The following is a 16,694-nucleotide window of genomic DNA, read 5'->3' on the forward strand; positions in this document are numbered from 1 at the left end:
TTAGGCTTGGTTGCAAGCGGAGGCGCTTTTCTGGCACCATTCTTAATAGGCAGGCAAGCAGGTGCAGGGGATGTAAAATATGCAGCATCAATAGGTTTTTGTTTAGGATTGTATTATTCACTTATAGCTTTTATCATCATGTCGTTACTTTTCTTCTTTTACTCAGTCAGTATTATTTTTTCAAAAAAAAGAAGTCTTAAAACAAGTGTAGCTATGGGCCCTTACATGTCGATGGGATTTATATTAGCGTTTATTTTACTTAAGGGAGCAATATAAAAATAAATTTTAAAATTTTATAAAGGGGGTTTTTATAATGTGGATGTTATTTTTAGAAGCGAAAAATATTTTTGAGTCTGAAGACGGGCAAGGTATGGTTGAGTATGGTCTTATAATCGGACTGATATCTGTTGCTGCAATTGCAGTAATCCTGCTCTTCGGGCCTCAGATCGTAGCTGTTTTCCAAAAAGCTTTAGACGGGCTGACCAGCGCTGCAACGTAATATCTTAATCCGCCTGTAGTTATACTACAGGTGGGACCTAAGACGCAAAATATAAATTTTGCGTCTTAGGTCTCAAAAGGAGGTGCCGTATGAAACGTTTTTTTAAAAAGGAAAATGGTCAGGCAATTGTTGAACTTGCTATTACTCTGCCCATACTGCTGTCACTTTTATGCGGCATACTTGATTTTGGGTGGATATACTCAAACAAACTTATAATATCAAATTGCAGCCGTGAGGGTGCCCGTACAGCTATGTTCACTAATGACAGCAATATTCAGGCGATTGTCTGTAGTAAAGTTAAAGAATCTGCTCCAACTTTTTTAAGAGATAAATTGACTGTAAGTGTTACATATGATTCAGATGGAGATACCAATGTAACTGTTTCAAGTCCTATTCAGGTATTGACCCCGATTTCGGGCATATTCCTTGGAGGGCAGATTTTAACACTTTCATCATCAACTGTTATGGCAGCGGGGTGATTGAATGTTAACAGCAAAGTCCCTTTTCCTTAACGAAAAGGGATCTGTCATTATAATTGTCGCAATTTCAATGACCGCCTTGCTTTTGGCAACGGCACTTGTCGTTGATATAGGAACTGCTGAAATCGAGGTCGCAAAAGTGCAGAATGCCGCAGACGCAGCAGCTTATTCTGCCGGAGTGAAACTGCCCGTAGGCGAAAATGACAGCGAGCTTCAAAATGAAATAATAAATAAAGCAGTCGAATGTGCTGAAAAAAATGGATTCAGCGGTCTTTCAACCGATAATGTGACATTTGGAGGACTTAAAGCCGGAAAATATACAACTTTGACTGTAAAAATCCCTGCAAGTGCCCAACTGGCCTTTGGCGGGCTTACCGGAAGGAATATGGCTAATGTTGTAAAAAGTGCAACAGTTCAAGCTTCAGCTATAAAATCTATTCCTGACGCCGTGCCACTGGGCGTCGAAAAAAGCGCATTTGAATCAGCTGTTGCCTCAGGCAATACTCAGCACATTGTTCTTAAGTATTCAGGCGGAGGAGGCACTGAAGGTTTTTTCGGAGCGCTTGATTTAGATGGTTTGCAAGGCGGAGGCGCGCGTGATTTTTCCACCTGGCTTGCATTTGGTTATGGCGGGAATTTGAATGTAGGCGATATCCTCCCTATTGAAAGCGGTAATATGGCAGGTCCAACAAACACAGCCTTGGCAGAGCGTCTTGGACAGTGTACGCATTTCTCCGGAGAAGGGGGATGTACGCCTGAGCATTTTGTAAATGACTGCCCTAGGGTAATTAAAGTTATTATTTTTGAAAACGTAGACGGCAGAAGTGTTAAAATAGATGGATTTGCCGCATTTGTTTTAGAAACCACGAATGAATTTGGTGAGGTCATCGGAAGTTATTCTAAAATGGTGCTGCATTCTAGCGAATACGACAATAATGATACTGACTTTGGAATAACCAGTCTTAATCTTATAGGATAAACTTAGGAGTAGATGTCGTGAAAAAGATTTATCTTTTTGCAACAATATTTGCAATACTTACAGGTCTTGCCGTTTATAACTTTGCTTCTAAGCTTGAAAAGCACACGGCTGACGGTGAAATAACAGCAGTAGCCGCTGCAAAGGACATACCTGAAAATACCCAGATAACATCCGACATGCTTAAATTAGTTCCCATTCAAAAAGAAGCCGCCGGAAAAGCAGCTGTCGATATTTCAAAGGTTACCGGTAAAATAACCCGATACCCCCTTGTCTCCGGTGAATACATCATACCTGATAAACTAGGCGATAAGACAGGCGGCTCGAACTCGCAGCTCTCCTATACGCTTGAGCAGGGTCAAAGAGCTATCTCACTTGGGGTTGATGATATCACAGGCATATCAGGATATATTAAAAAGGGAGATCATGTTGACGTTCTTGCTTCCTATTTAAAGAACAGCATACAAACAACTGCTATCCTTGTCCAAAATGCTAAAGTAATCGCTCTCAGCACAGCAAATGCAGAAGAAGGCACAAAAGGCTACAAATCTGTAACTTTAGCTGTTTCAACATCTGACTCACTTAAAATTGATTACGCACTTACATATGGAAAAATAATGCTTGTTCTCCGAGCGCCGCTTGACAGCAGCAACGTTTCGGAAACGACATTTACGCCTTAATCTCTAAGGAGAAACTATGGAAAAGCTCAAACTTGTTATAATTGGCGACGATGAAAATAGACGCTCTTTACTCCGGTCGGTTCTTTCCAGTGATCAAAGCGGAGTTACAGGCACTTTCGAAACAAATCAAATTCAAAAAGCTGTCGCTCTCCGCCCTGATGCCGTTATCTTTCTTTCTGACGAAGGAGTTTTCAGCACAGCAGGTAAGATATCAGAAAGTCTAGCAGGATGTCCAATGCTCCTAGCCGCGGAAGAAGTAGATGCTAATCTCATGAGTATGGCGATGCGTTCAGGCATGCGCGGAGTATTCGCAGTAAGCGACAAAACTGAAAACATATTAAGAATTATTATTCCCGCAGTTGAAGCCGAACGTTCAAGAATGAAAAGCACCAGCAGCCAACGTTACACCCGCGGAACTGTTGTAACTGTTTTTTCTGGGAAAGGCGGCGTCGGAAAAACAACAATAGCAGTAAACATAGCCACAGCTCTTGCAAGGATGGGCAAGCGAGTTGCCATTTTAGATGCCGACCTTCAGTTCGGAGATGTAGGACTTATGCTTGACATGGAGCCTAAAGACACAATCGCTGAACTGGTTCAGGAACAGGGTTCTCTTGATGTCGATACTGTTAAAAGCTTCTGCCTGCTTCACCACAGCGGAATCAATGTTCTATGTGCTCCTAAAAGTCCAGAATGTGCGGATTATATAACTGCTCATCACATAGAGACTATCATAGGTATTATGAGAACCGCCTTTGATTTTATTATTATTGATACGCCACCCTCTTTTAATGATACTACACTGGCTGCAATAGAGTGTTCCGATCGTATACTTCTTGTTGCAGGTGTCGATATTTCCACTTTGAAAAACGCACGTTCATGTGTCGGGACATTTGCTTCTCTCCAGCAGAGGGACAAGCTGAGAATAGTAATAAACTGCGAACAACCAAGTATGATAACCGTAAAGGACGTTGAACAGATGCTCGATATGCCGATTTTTGCAAGGATCAAGAGTGACAATCGCACTGCCCTTGATTGTTTAAACCGTGGAACACCTGTTGTCTGTGCACTTCCCCATTCCAAACTTGCAAAAGAATTTTCAGCGCTCGCTGTCAAACTGACTACTGAGGAAGCCTGAAATCGCAATTAATGGAGTTATTAAATGGGACTGCTTGAAAAAATTCAGCATATTAATTCACCTGAACAGGATAGTAATGCTGTACGAACTGCACCTGTTTTGGATACATATGCTCCGCTTGAGCAAAAACTGCACGACCTTATAATTGACAAACTTGGCTCAGAGTCTGCAGGCGGAGCTGCCTCAGAAGTCGTCAAATCGACTATTGATGAACTGATTGAAACCGAAGGCGCATCAATCCCAAGAACCGAGCGTACACGCATTTCAACGGCATTATACAACGATATAATGGGATGCGGACCAATTGAAGATCTTTTAAACGATCCATCAGTAACTGAAATTATGGTTAACGGTCCCTCTCAAGTTTACATTGAAAAAAACGGGAAGCTGCAGCTGTCTGGAGTAACATTCAGAGATGAAACCCAGTTAATGAATGTTATAGACCGAATAGTATCAGCTATCGGCCGGCATATTGATGAAGCAAGTCCTATGGTTGATGCAAGGCTTGCTGACGGCTCGCGTGTCAATGTTATAATCCCTCCCCTATCTCTTGTTGGTCCTGTGATTACAATAAGAAAATTTTCAAAAAAACCTATTACCGCTCAAAACCTTATTGATTTTGGATCACTGACTCCAAAAATGATGGCATTTTTAGATGCCTGCGTTAAGGGGCATCTGAATATAATCGTTTCCGGAGGTACAGGAAGCGGCAAAACCACGCTTTTAAATGTATTATCATCTTTTATTCAGGCTGACGAGCGAATCGTTACTGTTGAAGATGCCGCTGAGCTTCAGCTTCATCAGTCACATATTATAACTCTTGAAAGTCGCCCTCCTAATCTTGAAGGAAAGGGGCAGATCACCATAAGAGATCTTGTCAGAAACTGTCTTAGAATGCGCCCAGACCGAATTATTGTGGGCGAAGTTCGTTCAGGAGAAGCGCTAGACATGCTTCAGGCGATGAATACAGGGCATGACGGTTCAATGACTACAACCCATGCAAATTCACCCCGCGATACCATAGCACGAATTGAAACTATGGTTATGATGGCAGGAATCGAATTGCCGCTTAAAGCCGTCCGCGATCAGATTGCATCAGCTGTCGACGTAATAGTCCAACAGTCAAGACTTCGCGATGGTACAAGAAAAATAACAAATATTACAGAAGTGACCGGCATGGAAGGTGACGTTGTATCCATGCAGGATATTTTTGTTTATGAAACCGATGGGCAGCTTGACAGTCTCGGCAGATTTCGCGGGCATTTCAAAAGCACCGGAGTAAGACCCATCTGTGTTGAAAAAATACGTTCAAGCGGTATTCCGATATATGATGACTGGTTTCATGATAATTAAAACGTAGAATGGAGTTAAATATGTTATTGCTGATTTTTTCTATAACTGGTCTTTCAGCATTTATATTTATAATAATACTAAATTCTCTATTCGCTAATAAGATTTTGATCGACCGCAGACTTAAAGCTCTTTCGGGCAACCGCCAGCAAATAAGCCCCAAAAAAAGCAAGCAGAACAGCGCTGTTAAAAAACCGAGTCTTAAGTTTTTTTCTTCACTTGCGGCAGAACTGTCAACAGCAGGCATCATAATGCGGCCAGAGGAATATTTAACTCTTTGGATCATTTTAGCCGTGATACCCGCGGCTTTAGTTGCAATGGCAAGAGGCAGTATAGTAACTGTGATCGGTCTTGCTGCAATCGGGCTAATTACGCCTCCCTTGATAGTAAGACGTAAAAAAGCTAAAAGGATTCTCTTATTCGAAAAACAGCTGGGAGATGCCCTGATGGTAGCATGCAACTGTCTTCGTTCTGGTTTGACATTTATTCAGGCAATGGAAAGCATCGCTTCGGAAATGTCTGATCCCATTTCTGGAGAATTTCTAAGAACTTTACGGGAAATCCGACTGGGCAGCAGTTTTGAACGTGCAATGGAAAGTCTGTCAAAGCGTGTTCCAAGCGAGGATTTAATGCTGCTTGTATCTGCTGTTTTAATACAACGGCAAGTCGGCGGAAATTTATCAGAAATATTAGAAACAATTTCAAGCACCATACAAGAGCGAATAAAGCTTAAAGATGACATTAGGGTCTTGACCGCAACCGGTCGCGCGTCGGGAATAGTCATTGGTTGTCTGCCTATTGGGATAGCGCTTCTTCTTATGCTGCTGAACCCAGGATATATAGAGAGTTTTTTTAATACAAGCACTGGTATTCACATGCTAATTGTTGCAGGTGTTATGGAATTTATCGGTTTTCTCTTTGTAAGGCATATAGTAAGCATCAAATATTAAGCTAAAGGAGAAAAATATGTTTCTCACACTTTCCTCAGCGCTTCTGATGTTTTGCATCTTTTCAATAGCACTGTCAGGAGCGGGAAATAGAATCGACATACATGACCATCGGCTCAAAATGATAAGCGGAGTATCCGGAAATGCCTTAGAAGAAGAGCTTGAGAAAAGCCTTGTTAGAAGGATTGTTATACCTGTATATAAGAAAACTACAAAATTATTATCACACTTAATAAAACATAAAAAAAGTGGCAAAAGCGACAATGCGCTGGCCCACGAACTCAGACTTGCGGGCATTTTCATTGAGCCTGAAGAATATTCATTCATCAAACTTGCTGTAATCATTGTCTATATGATTTTGTTATTTGCTTCAATAATAGTGGTCAAAAATACATCGTTTAAGCTCCTTATACTGATTTTTGGAAGTATCATAGCTATTCTTTTTCCCCGATATTTTTTAAAATTCAGAATTTCTTCTAGGCAAGCCTCAATGAGGCATCAGCTTCCTGCAGTGATTGACATTCTGAGCGTAAGTATAGAAGCAGGTCTTAGCTTTGATGCAGCTCTGACTCATGTTATAAATGCGTTTAAAGGCCCATTAATTGATGAACTTTCGCTGCTTGCCGGAGAGCTTCAGATGGGACGTGTCAGAAGAGAAGCTTTGAAAGCGCTCGGAGATCGTACAGACATTCCTGAGCTAAAGGCTTTTACATCATCTATCATTCAATCAGACCAGCTTGGAATACCACTTAAGAATGTGCTTCGTTCACAGGCAGCACAGCTTAGAGCAGAGAGAAAGCAAAGAGCCCAGGAAAAAGGTATGAAAGCTCCGGTAAAGATGATGCTTCCAATGGTCGTTTTCGTGTTTCCTGTCATTTTTATAATACTGCTTGGTCCGACAATAATCCGCCTGATGAAACAGTTCGGTTAAAAAGGAAGAATATTATGAATAAAATCACTCTTAACGGTATTACAGTCTCAGTTGCAAATACATTTCTAAAACGTCTCATAGGAATGTTAAATCAGAAAAAGCCAGACATGGGCAAGGGACTGCTTATTACCCCCTGCAATCAGGTTCATACGTTTGGCATGCATTTCCCCATCGATATAGTTTTTCTTTCAAGCGGCAAAGTCGTTTATGCTAAAAGCTATATGCCTCCTAACCGTATAAGCCCGTTAATAAAAAAAGCCGACAGCGTTCTCGAGCTTGCTGCCGGTACATTAGAAAGCTACTGCATTAAAGAAGATACTTTTTTAGAATATAGAGAGGTTTAATATGAGTAACGTTTTTGAACTTCGAAACAAGGATACGGGCATTTCTTTCAAACAAAAGCTATTCGGCGGGTACGATAAAAATGCCGTTAAAGACTATATAGACCAGCTTGAGCTAAGTCTTAAGGAGGCTCAAGAAAACTATAGCGCTAAAACTGAAGAGCTTAAAGCCAGAATTGATTCATTAGTTGCTGAAAGAAACCGTATCGCAGCAAAGGAGAAAGAAAGTTCAGAAAATGCAGAAAATCTTTCTGCTGATTATTCCAAATTAAATGCCGAAAAAATCAGGCTTGAACAGTCAAATATTGAAATGCAGCAAAAACTTTCACTTTTGCCTGAAGGTGAAGATTTTAGTATTGAAAAGTATGCTGTCACATGCTCTAAACTCTCGGAAGCCGAGGATAAAATATGCATGTTTGCTGCAAAGGTAAAAGGCTTGACATCAGCACTAAATGCTAAAAATGCTGAAAATGACACCCTCTCTTCTGCATTTCAAAAGGCATTAGACGAAAAAGAGATCATGCGTAAAAAACTTGAAATGCTTATGTCAGCCGCCAGAGAAGACCGTGACTTTGTCTGCAACCGTTTCATTGAGGCGGCAGCCAACCAGCAAGCGGCGGCTGAGGCTTTGCGCAAATCACTTGATGAAGCCATGAGCCTTCTCGACGGATTATCGGTAGATGCTTTTTCTTTAGTTTCATCCCTTCCGTCAAGAATAAAATAACAATTCCCTCCTCCCAATTAAATACTAAAAAGCAGGCAGGATAATAATCCTGCCTGCTTTTTATAATAATTACTGCTTGTCCAATTAAAAATTGCTGTTATAAACTTCAAAATATGATTTTGGATGAGCGCAGGTTGGGCAAACCTCAGGCGCCTCTTTTCCAACATAAAGATGCCCGCAGTTTCTGCATACCCAAACCGTCTCAGTCACTTTCACAAAAACATGCCCGTCTTTGACATTTTCAGCGAGTTTCTTATATCTCTCTTCATGGTGTTTTTCAATTGCTGCAACCTTTTCAAACAAGCCAGCTATATCATTATAGCCTTCTTCCCTTGCCTCTTTAGCGAAAGTAACATACATATCTGTCCATTCGAAATTTTCACCGCTAGCTGCATCTTCAAGATTTTCAAGAGTACTCCCTATACCGTGAAAGAGTTTAAACCACATCTTTGCATGTTCTCTCTCATTACCGGCTGTTTCCTCAAAAAGCGCTGCTATCTGCTCATATCCGTCTTTTTTAGCCTTTGATGCATAGTAAGTATACTTGTTTCTTGCCTGTGATTCGCCTGCAAAAGCATTTGCAAGATTCTTATAAGTTTTACTGTTTGGATCAAGTTTCATAATTTTAACACCTCACCTAATTAAATTGCTTGTATATTATTTATGGATTGACTGAATAATTCGGTGCCTCTTTAGTTATATAAATATCATGCGGATGGCTTTCTTTAAGTCCTGCGCCTGTTATCTTAATGAACTTTCCGTTGATCTTAAGTTGTTCTATCGACTTTGTCCCACAGTATCCCATACCGGAACGTAGTCCGCCCATAAGCTGATACAGTGTTTCTGAAACTAAGCCCTTATACGGCACTCGACCCTCAACGCCTTCAGGAACTAATTTTTTATTATCCTCCTGAAAATATCTGTCTCTAGAGCCTTTATTCATGGCAGCAAGAGATCCCATCCCTCTGTATACTTTAAACTGTCTTCCCTGATATATTTCACTGTCGCCAGGGCTTTCTTCACACCCTGCTAAAAGTGACCCAAGCATAATAACATCCGCACCGGCAGCTATCGCTTTAGTAATATCACCTGAATATTTGATTCCGCCGTCAGCAATGACCGGTATTCCAAGTTTCATAGCAACACTTGCCGCTTCCGCAACTGCAGTAATCTGAGGAACACCAATGCCCGCAACAACTCTCGTTGTACATATAGATCCTGGTCCGATTCCAACCTTGATAGCATCTACCCCTGTCTCTATAAGTTCACGGGCCGCATCTGCCGTTGCGATATTGCCGGCAATCAGTTGGGTGGTCGGATACTTTGCTTTTACTTTGCGCACACAGTTTATAATGTTTGCTGAATGACCATGCGCCGAATCCAGCACTAAGACGTCAACGTTAGCATTAATAAGCGCCTCAGCACGATCTAAAACGTCGCTTGTAACACCTATCGCCGCTCCGCATAAGAGGCGGCCGTTTTCATCTCTCGCAGAATTAGGATATTTTTCAGCTTTTTCAATATCCTTAATTGTAATAAGGCCCTTTAAATTGCCCTCTTCATCAACAAGCGGCAATTTTTCTATCTTGTGTCTGCACAAAATAGCCTGAGCCTGTTCGAGCGTCGTTCCAACCGGGGCTGTAACTAATTTGTCCTTTGTCATGACATCTGCGATTCTTATTGAATAATCAGTAATAAATCTAAGATCGCGGTTAGTAAGGATTCCAACAAGTTTCATACCGTCGCATATTGGCACACCGGAAATCTTATACTTACCCATCAGTTCATTTGCTTCATAGACATAGTGATCTGGAGACAAATAGAAAGGATTTGTAATAACGCCATTCTCACTTCGTTTAACCTTATCGACCTGTTCAGCCTGCTGTTCAATAGACATGTTCTTATGGATAATTCCGATTCCGCCTTCGCGCGCTACAGCTATAGCCATCCGGTATTCCGTAACTGTATCCATTGCAGCGGACATAACAGGGATATTCAGGCGGATCTTCCTGGTCAAGTTGGTTGTTATGTTTATATCTTTCGGCAATACATCCGATTTTGCAGGGACAAGCAACACATCATCAAATGTCAGTCCTTCGCCAAACATTTTGTTATCAAAAAAGCTCGACATAAAATAATTTCCTCTCTATCTATCGCTAATTATTTTTACTATTATACTATTTATGCAAATTAGATTTCAAGTATAGAGTTCATAAAAAAATAGCAATTTTCGATATTAATTTATACATATCGTTCTATTGTAACAAATATTCTATCTTTCCGGCTTTTTCCTCCAACTTTAGCAAGCCGGATTTTTCCAAGACCTCTTAATGATATTTTATCCCCCTCAGAGACTTCCTTTGAAGGTGAAGATACCTCAACGTAATTAAGAAATACTCTTTTTAGCTTAACAGCATCAACTGCTTTAGAGCGTGAAATTGAAAAGCCCTCAGATATAACTGAATCGATGCGCAGAGAAGCAACAGTAGCAGAAATCTCTTTAAAATTAGGACTGGATATTTCAATATCGTCAGACGCGATTAAAAGGCTAATTTCAGCTTTTCCAGCTTTTTTTGCATTCTGCATCAAAAAATCAGCCATTTTTTCAGCTACAAAAACTATCTGCGGTTCATTTTGATCAAGAATATCACCAATAGTTTCGCGTTTTATGCCAAGCCCTAAGACAGACCCTAAAATATCTCTGTGTGACAATCGCTGTCCCTTATAATTTATTGTTAATGCTATAATCGGCACTTTATATTCTGTTTCAAAGCCGAGTGGCATTACAACAGCGATTCGTCTCTCAGCGTCAGCATATCCGCCATCAAAATTTATGTTTGCGTAATTCTTGAATTCTGAAACTTTTTTCAGTAAGGTCTGCTCATATGGCGTAAGAAATGATGAAAAACACACCGTATGCCTGTCATCCGCAAAACGTACAAGATCATAAATTTTCGCAATCAAAAGACGTTCGTCATCACTTTTTGCATACTTGTCCGATAATTCACGTGTATTCATCATAACCTCAAATAACTACCTTATCCGGTTTGCTATATATGAAATTATATCAAGCAAAAACCTAAGATCGGTTTTTTTATAACGTCTGTGCCATTCAACAGACAAATCATTTGCAAATTCATCAAGTTTAGCCGCAACCCCACTATCTTTTTTGCCTTTACCCGAAAGCATAGTATGTGCCCACATCTGTGTTGCAACAAGGCCTCGGATTGCAACCAAAGTTTCTGTTAAATCCTCCTTCGACCGATCACAAACGCTGTCTTTCAATGCCTCAAGAGCTTCGTTGATTTCTTTTAATCTGCTAATATTGTCATCAAGTTCACCAGAAGCAAGATTAAGCCTGTCCAATCCTTTTCCGTATTTTTGAACAAAGAATTCATCAAGCTCTCCACGATCATAATAATACCATCTTACTATGTTTGCCCATGAAACTTTCGCAGCTTCACCAGCTTTTTTCATAAGCGGCAGTATTCTTTCGTCCCCAAAATCAATAATTGAAATAGCACGGTCGTATTCCTGAATGTCAGAACCAGTATAATTCCACGCCAAACCGCCGCCGTATGCCAAACCAGGAAATGACGTTGAAATCGGATTAATATGACCGTAGTCTCCCCAATCAGTATTTAGAATCCCTTCTGCCTTATATTTTAAAGCATATGAAACACTTATATTGATATTTGAAAAACCATTAGTAATGTTGTTAAATATCTTGTTCCAGCCATTAGTTCCTGGGCAAACCACTTGGCGAACCCCGGAATCTGCAAATATTTTTGTCTTATCATCTTTAATTTCAGCGCCGTAACCCCAGTTTAAGAAAACGCAGCCTGGTCTGATATCTTTTATAAGCTCAGGGTGCTGAACTATTATGTCTCCCCAAAATTGAATTTCACTTTTATATTTTCTGGCATAATCAATTATTCTATTTAGAAAATCAACATAAATTTTCCCTACTCCAAGCTTTTCTGCTAACTCTTTTGACTTGCCAAGCCCTAAATCCATCGTTTCGTCACAGCATATATTGAACTTGTCCGATTTAAAGAGCGGCGCATATTCATCTATCATTTTCTTAACAAGCTCAAAGCTGTCATTATTTGAAACATCAAGGGTATGGTGGGCCATACGTTTTAAAAAATAAGCTTTTTTATATTCCTCTACTTCGACTTCGCGCAGATACCGATACTTTTGTATTTCAAGCAGTTCATAAAGGTGTCCGAACGTTGCAAGGCATGGAACGAGTTCAATTCCGAGAGTGTCACAGTATTCATCAAACTCTCTGATCTCATCAGCCGTAATAGGAGTTCTGTTTTTCCACATCTCCTCTGCAAAAGAAAAAGCAAATGAATGTTCAACGTAAAGCTGAAGCTGATTTATTTTATAAAGGACACAGCGTCTTGCGACCTCTTTAAGCGTTTCCATTGTGCATACTTTTCCACGCGATATGTCCAGCAAAAAACCCCTAACAGGTAAAATGGGTTTATCGTCTATATTTACAAAAGGAAGAGTATTGCCCTCCGTCCTTAATAACTGACGAATCGTCGAAATCCCGTAAAGAATTCCTTTTTCTCCTCCATTAATAACAATTCCGTGTTTGTCTATCGAAAGGATATATCCCTCCCCTACTGTATTAAAATTATTCAGCACGATAGATCCATTATTATTGTTTGTGATTTCAGCTTTAATTCCAATATCAGAAAATTCATTTATGAGAAGTTCGGCTGATGCTTTTATCCGTTCTGTAGCCGCTGAAATTGAAATCGTAACGCAATCAGAAAACTTATAGGTACCTCCCTTAACATCAACTTTTGCAGGCATCGGAAAGAGAGTCAGCTTTTTCATTTCGCACCCCTGAATATATATTTTTATATACATGAAAAATTTTAACAGATTAGGTTTGAAAAAACTACAGACAAATTTCATAAACCTAAGGTTCATTTCATATGGTTTATTGTATAATGCTTAAATAAATGTCTACTAATAAATCGGAGGTCAGCATGTCACGAAAAATACGACGTCATAATTTTATGGTGTTTTCCCTCCAATTTAAGACAGTTGGGATGACCCTAGTACCGATTGCTCTGATCGCTCTTCTTCTTCTATTATTCAGCGGAGAAGTTGCGGGAGTTCTATTTGACGGTAAAGTTGGTCAAAAAGCAAATGATAATGTAAAGATCGACTCACCTCAGGGATTTGGCGATCAGAATTCGAACGGAACAGAAGGTGTCTCTTCATCAGAAAAGGGAAAAATACTTCCTCTTGTCTCTGTTTCTCTGGCACCCAAGGCTGAAAATGGCTATGTTTCAAATGAACGGGTTTATCTTCGCAATCATACAAAGTTTGATGTTGACCTGAAATCAATAATGGAATCACCTTTAAATCTTTTGGGGCGTAAAAAAGAAGGGCCACAAGTGCTTGTGATCCACACGCATGGCAGCGAAAGCTACTCAGAAAAAAATGCCGCAACTTATAATTCAAACCAAAGTGACAGAAATACAGATATAAACCAGAATGTAGTTGCAGTAGGTTCAACATTTGCAAAAACGCTGACAGAACTCGGCATCGAAACAGTGCACGATACTACGATGTATGACAGACCGGATTTTAACACAGCTTATACTAAAAGCGGCGAAGGCGCTCAAAAATGGCTTGATAAATATCCTTCAATCAGAGTAATTGTTGATGTTCACCGTGACTCGATCGTAACTTCAGAAGGTATTAAATATCGTCCTGTTGTTGATATAGGCGGCAAATCGGCTGCACAGGTCATGCTGGTAGTAGGGACACCGCAAAATGGACTTTCACATAAAAACTGGCGCGATAATTTAAACTTTGCTGCGCATTGGGCAAAGCTGCTTGAAGAATCAAATCCAGGCATCACCCGCCCCATTGATCTAAGTAAAGACCGTTACAATCAACAGCTTAGAACCGGCGCTGTCATTCTTGAGGTTGGATCATCCGGCAATTGTCTCGACGAAGCTATTGAATCTGCTAAAATATGCGCAAAATCTCTTTCTAAACTGCTAACTGATAATAACTAAAAAATATGGGTATAATACTGTCACTTATAATTATAATTAGGTGATGGTATGAAAAATCCCAAAACAGCTTTTATTCTTTCATTCTTTTTAACTGTTGTATTTCTCGCATTTCTAGCGTTAATGGCAGTTGCAAATGACAGCGGGCTTTTGGGTGATAACGGCCAGCCGGCATTTAAAGTTTTTAGAGCTAATAATGCAACTAATATAACAGTATTCAATGAAAACCTTAAAGTATCTGACAGTGTAACGCAGCCGATTATAAACGTATATGAATCCGGTGCGCGTTTTTATTCAAGTCTGATACCTGGATACCTAAAAGAAAGCGGGCGTGTAATTGTAAACTCTGCCAAGGATGCATATGGCAAATTGCCTGAGCTTGCTGAGAAATTTGAAAAATAGTATACCTTCGATATGCGGGGGCCGTCTTGAAATATAAAGACGCCCTTTTTCTTTTTATTTCTTTGTAATTTATAATTCACTATGCTATAATATTCTATCATGTTAATGATTATTGAGGTGATTTTTTGGATCGTCAACATATACGCAATTTTTCAATCATTGCGCATATAGATCATGGTAAATCAACACTTGCCGATAGACTGCTTGAAGCTACAGAAACCGTTTCCGCCCGTGAAATGGATGAACAGCTTCTTGACAATATGGACATTGAGAGGGAAAGAGGCATAACCATCAAAGCACGCGCTGTTAAAATCAACTATCGCGCTGATGATGGTGAACTTTATGAGCTTAATCTTATAGACACGCCGGGACATGTTGATTTTAACTATGAAGTATCACGTTCACTTGCTGCATGCGAAGGTGCGGTGCTCGTTGTCGATGCTGCTCAAGGTATAGAAGCTCAGACGCTGGCAAACACATATCTTGCGGCAGACGCTAATCTTGAAATAATACCTGTTATCAATAAAATAGACCTGCCCGCTGCTGATCCGCAGAGAGTAATTAAGGAAATAGAAGATATAATAGGTATCCCGGCGGAAGATGCACCACTAATTTCTGCAAAGCGTGGGATAAACATTGATGCCGTTCTTAAGAAAATCGTCACTGATATTCCTGCGCCAAAAGGTGATGACGATGCCCCTCTTAAAGCGCTTATATTTGATTCATACTACGATTCATACCGTGGCGTAATTGTATATATGCGCGTCTTCGACGGGAGTGTAGGTGCAGGAGACGAAATAAAAATGATGGCCACAGGGGCAATCTTTGACGTAGTCGAGGTGGGATACCTTAAGCCGTACGGATTCGAACCCGCTTCCCGCTTATTCGCCGGTGAGGTTGGATATCTGACCGCAAGTATTAAAAACGTTAAAGAGACACAGGTCGGTGATACAGTCACAAGAGTGGACAACCCTGCCGCAAAGCCTCTCCCCGGGTATAGAAAAGTATCTTCAATGGTATTTTGCGGAATCTATCCCGCTGACGGTGCAAAATACAACGATCTTCGAGACGCTTTAGAAAAGCTCCAGTTAAATGATGCCTCCCTGTCATTTGAGCCGGAAACTTCCATAGCGCTGGGCTTTGGTTTCAGATGTGGCTTTTTGGGGCTTTTGCATATGGAAATCATTCAAGAAAGGCTTGAGCGTGAATATAATCTCGATCTTATCACTACTGCGCCAAGTGTTATTTACAGGATTACTCTAACAAGCGGCCAGGTAGTTATGTGCGATAACCCGACAAATTATCCGTCAGCCGGACTTATAGCTAAAGCAGAAGAACCGATTGTAAACGCAAATATTATCACACCTTCAGAATTTGTGGGCAACATTATGGAGTTATGCCAGGATCGGCGCGGCGTATTTAAAAATATGACATATATTGATGCTGATAGAGTAAACCTGCACTATCAGCTTCCGTTAAATGAGATAATTTACGACTTTTTTGACGCTCTTAAGTCCCGAACGAAAGGATATGCCTCCTTTGATTATGAAATGTTCGGCTATGCAGAGTCAAGCCTTGTTAAACTTGATATATTACTTAATGGTGAAACTGTTGATGCCCTATCTTTCATAGTGCATTCAGAGAAGGCCTATGCAAGAGCGCGCCGGATTGCTGAAAAGCTCAAAGATAATATACCCCGCCAGCTTTTCGAAATTCCGATCCAGGCAGCTATTGGTTCTAAGGTTATTGCACGTGAAACCGTTAAGGCTATGCGCAAGGACGTGCTCGCAAAATGTTACGGCGGCGATATCACAAGAAAGAAAAAGCTGCTTGAAAAACAAAAGGAAGGCAAGAAACGTATGCGTCAGCTCGGCAGCGTCGAGGTTCCGCAGGAAGCGTTTATGTCTGTATTAAAGCTGGATGAGTAAAATGAAAGATAATAAAAATATAAAAGACTTGGGGCTTTATATCCACATACCCTTTTGCCAAAAAAAGTGTAATTATTGCGATTTTTATTCTGTTTGCGATTTGTCATCATCTGATGAATACCTATCCGCTTTGTTCGCTCACATTAAGCAGTACGGCGAATCATCTAAACCCTACAACGTCGACAGCTTGTATATAGGTGGTGGGACTCCGACAGTTCTTACTCGAAAACAAATCAAAAACCTGTTTAAAAA

19 protein-coding genes are annotated in these 16,694 nt (G+C 40.4%); 15 read left to right on the plus strand and 4 right to left on the minus strand.

What is annotated here, in order from left to right; translation table 11 throughout:
* The 11 genes from Q8865_08095 to Q8865_08145 form a co-directional block, all read left to right on the plus strand.
* On the plus strand, positions 1 to 276 hold a 276-nt coding region (locus Q8865_08095; GenBank protein ID MDP4153376.1), incomplete at its 5' end, for a hypothetical protein.
* A gap of 37 nt (positions 277 to 313) precedes the next feature.
* Entirely contained in the window at positions 314 to 499 is a 186-nt protein-coding gene (locus Q8865_08100; GenBank protein MDP4153377.1) for a Flp family type IVb pilin, read from the plus strand.
* An 89-nt stretch (positions 500 to 588) separates the two neighbouring features.
* The gene (locus tag Q8865_08105) at positions 589 to 978 is read left to right on the plus strand and encodes a TadE/TadG family type IV pilus assembly protein (GenBank protein ID MDP4153378.1); all 390 of its coding nucleotides are present in this window, start codon (positions 589 to 591) and stop codon (positions 976 to 978) included.
* A gap of 4 nt (positions 979 to 982) precedes the next feature.
* Entirely contained in the window at positions 983 to 1,957 is a 975-nt protein-coding gene (locus tag Q8865_08110) for a pilus assembly protein TadG-related protein (GenBank protein MDP4153379.1), read from the plus strand.
* Positions 1,958 to 1,974: 17 nt separating this feature from the next.
* Positions 1,975 to 2,634, plus strand: coding sequence for a Flp pilus assembly protein CpaB (cpaB, locus tag Q8865_08115; GenBank protein ID MDP4153380.1), 660 nt, complete (start codon positions 1,975 to 1,977; stop codon positions 2,632 to 2,634).
* A gap of 16 nt (positions 2,635 to 2,650) precedes the next feature.
* Complete coding sequence (locus tag Q8865_08120; GenBank protein MDP4153381.1) at positions 2,651 to 3,769, plus strand: AAA family ATPase; 1,119 nt, start codon at positions 2,651 to 2,653, stop codon at positions 3,767 to 3,769.
* Positions 3,770 to 3,793: 24 nt separating this feature from the next.
* Positions 3,794 to 5,122 (plus strand): CpaF family protein, encoded by a 1,329-nt coding sequence (locus tag Q8865_08125; GenBank protein ID MDP4153382.1) that lies wholly within the window; start codon positions 3,794 to 3,796, stop codon positions 5,120 to 5,122.
* A gap of 20 nt (positions 5,123 to 5,142) precedes the next feature.
* A complete protein-coding gene (locus Q8865_08130; protein MDP4153383.1) occupies positions 5,143 to 6,069 on the plus strand; it encodes a type II secretion system F family protein in 927 nt (308 codons plus the stop codon).
* A 16-nt stretch (positions 6,070 to 6,085) separates the two neighbouring features.
* Positions 6,086 to 6,997: a type II secretion system F family protein gene (locus tag Q8865_08135; protein MDP4153384.1), complete on the plus strand. Its 912-nt coding sequence runs from the start codon at positions 6,086 to 6,088 to the stop codon at positions 6,995 to 6,997.
* Between the two features lie 14 nt (positions 6,998 to 7,011).
* Positions 7,012 to 7,341, plus strand: coding sequence for a DUF192 domain-containing protein (locus tag Q8865_08140; GenBank protein ID MDP4153385.1), 330 nt, complete (start codon positions 7,012 to 7,014; stop codon positions 7,339 to 7,341).
* A 1-nt stretch (position 7,342) separates the two neighbouring features.
* Positions 7,343 to 8,062 (plus strand): hypothetical protein, encoded by a 720-nt coding sequence (locus Q8865_08145; protein MDP4153386.1) that lies wholly within the window; start codon positions 7,343 to 7,345, stop codon positions 8,060 to 8,062.
* Between the two features lie 84 nt (positions 8,063 to 8,146).
* Here the strand turns inward: Q8865_08145 and Q8865_08150 are convergent, their stop codons facing one another.
* The 4 genes from Q8865_08150 to Q8865_08165 all read right to left on the minus strand — a co-directional run bounded on the left by Q8865_08150 (position 8,147) and on the right by Q8865_08165 (position 12,916).
* Positions 8,147 to 8,683 (minus strand): rubrerythrin family protein, encoded by a 537-nt coding sequence (locus Q8865_08150; protein ID MDP4153387.1) that lies wholly within the window; start codon positions 8,681 to 8,683, stop codon positions 8,147 to 8,149.
* 40 nt (positions 8,684 to 8,723) lie between these two features.
* Positions 8,724 to 10,193, minus strand: coding sequence for an IMP dehydrogenase (gene guaB / locus Q8865_08155; protein ID MDP4153388.1), 1,470 nt, complete (start codon positions 10,191 to 10,193; stop codon positions 8,724 to 8,726).
* A 110-nt stretch (positions 10,194 to 10,303) separates the two neighbouring features.
* Entirely contained in the window at positions 10,304 to 11,080 is a 777-nt protein-coding gene (locus Q8865_08160) for a YlmH/Sll1252 family protein (protein ID MDP4153389.1), read from the minus strand.
* A gap of 15 nt (positions 11,081 to 11,095) precedes the next feature.
* The gene (locus Q8865_08165; GenBank protein MDP4153390.1) at positions 11,096 to 12,916 is read right to left on the minus strand and encodes a glycoside hydrolase family 20 zincin-like fold domain-containing protein; all 1,821 of its coding nucleotides are present in this window, start codon (positions 12,914 to 12,916) and stop codon (positions 11,096 to 11,098) included.
* 155 nt (positions 12,917 to 13,071) lie between these two features.
* On the opposite strand from Q8865_08165, the gene Q8865_08170 reads away from it, so the two are divergent.
* From Q8865_08170 to Q8865_08185, 4 genes are all read left to right on the plus strand, one after another.
* A complete protein-coding gene (locus tag Q8865_08170; protein MDP4153391.1) occupies positions 13,072 to 14,115 on the plus strand; it encodes a stage II sporulation protein P in 1,044 nt (347 codons plus the stop codon).
* A gap of 48 nt (positions 14,116 to 14,163) precedes the next feature.
* On the plus strand, positions 14,164 to 14,514 hold the full coding sequence (locus tag Q8865_08175) for a hypothetical protein (protein ID MDP4153392.1): 351 nt from the start codon (positions 14,164 to 14,166) through the stop codon (positions 14,512 to 14,514).
* Positions 14,515 to 14,639: 125 nt separating this feature from the next.
* Positions 14,640 to 16,442 carry a translation elongation factor 4 gene (gene lepA / locus Q8865_08180; protein ID MDP4153393.1) on the plus strand — a complete coding sequence of 601 codons (1,803 nt, stop codon included), beginning with the start codon at positions 14,640 to 14,642 and terminating at the stop codon, positions 16,440 to 16,442.
* A 1-nt stretch (position 16,443) separates the two neighbouring features.
* Positions 16,444 to 16,694: coproporphyrinogen III oxidase (locus Q8865_08185; protein MDP4153394.1), on the plus strand; the 251-nt coding region annotated here is incomplete at its 3' end.

Source organism: Bacillota bacterium (genome assembly GCA_030705925.1).
Lineage (GTDB): Bacteria > Bacillota > Clostridia > Oscillospirales > Feifaniaceae > JAUZPM01.

Coding starts and splice junctions, on each gene's coding strand:
- Q8865_08170 (MDP4153391.1), top strand. CDS start 13,072: ATGTCACGAAAAATACGACGTCATAATTTTATGGTGTTTTCCCTCCAA.
- Q8865_08165 (MDP4153390.1), bottom strand. CDS start 12,916: ATGAAAAAGCTGACTCTCTTTCCGATGCCTGCAAAAGTTGATGTTAAG.
- Q8865_08135 (MDP4153384.1), top strand. CDS start 6,086: ATGTTTCTCACACTTTCCTCAGCGCTTCTGATGTTTTGCATCTTTTCA.
- Q8865_08150 (MDP4153387.1), bottom strand. CDS start 8,683: ATGAAACTTGATCCAAACAGTAAAACTTATAAGAATCTTGCAAATGCT.
- guaB (MDP4153388.1), bottom strand. CDS start 10,193: ATGTCGAGCTTTTTTGATAACAAAATGTTTGGCGAAGGACTGACATTT.
- Q8865_08125 (MDP4153382.1), top strand. CDS start 3,794: ATGGGACTGCTTGAAAAAATTCAGCATATTAATTCACCTGAACAGGAT.
- Q8865_08105 (MDP4153378.1), top strand. CDS start 589: ATGAAACGTTTTTTTAAAAAGGAAAATGGTCAGGCAATTGTTGAACTT.
- Q8865_08100 (MDP4153377.1), top strand. CDS start 314: ATGTGGATGTTATTTTTAGAAGCGAAAAATATTTTTGAGTCTGAAGAC.
- Q8865_08175 (MDP4153392.1), top strand. CDS start 14,164: ATGAAAAATCCCAAAACAGCTTTTATTCTTTCATTCTTTTTAACTGTT.
- Q8865_08145 (MDP4153386.1), top strand. CDS start 7,343: ATGAGTAACGTTTTTGAACTTCGAAACAAGGATACGGGCATTTCTTTC.
- Q8865_08160 (MDP4153389.1), bottom strand. CDS start 11,080: ATGAATACACGTGAATTATCGGACAAGTATGCAAAAAGTGATGACGAA.
- Q8865_08120 (MDP4153381.1), top strand. CDS start 2,651: ATGGAAAAGCTCAAACTTGTTATAATTGGCGACGATGAAAATAGACGC.
- Q8865_08110 (MDP4153379.1), top strand. CDS start 983: ATGTTAACAGCAAAGTCCCTTTTCCTTAACGAAAAGGGATCTGTCATT.
- Q8865_08130 (MDP4153383.1), top strand. CDS start 5,143: ATGTTATTGCTGATTTTTTCTATAACTGGTCTTTCAGCATTTATATTT.
- Q8865_08140 (MDP4153385.1), top strand. CDS start 7,012: ATGAATAAAATCACTCTTAACGGTATTACAGTCTCAGTTGCAAATACA.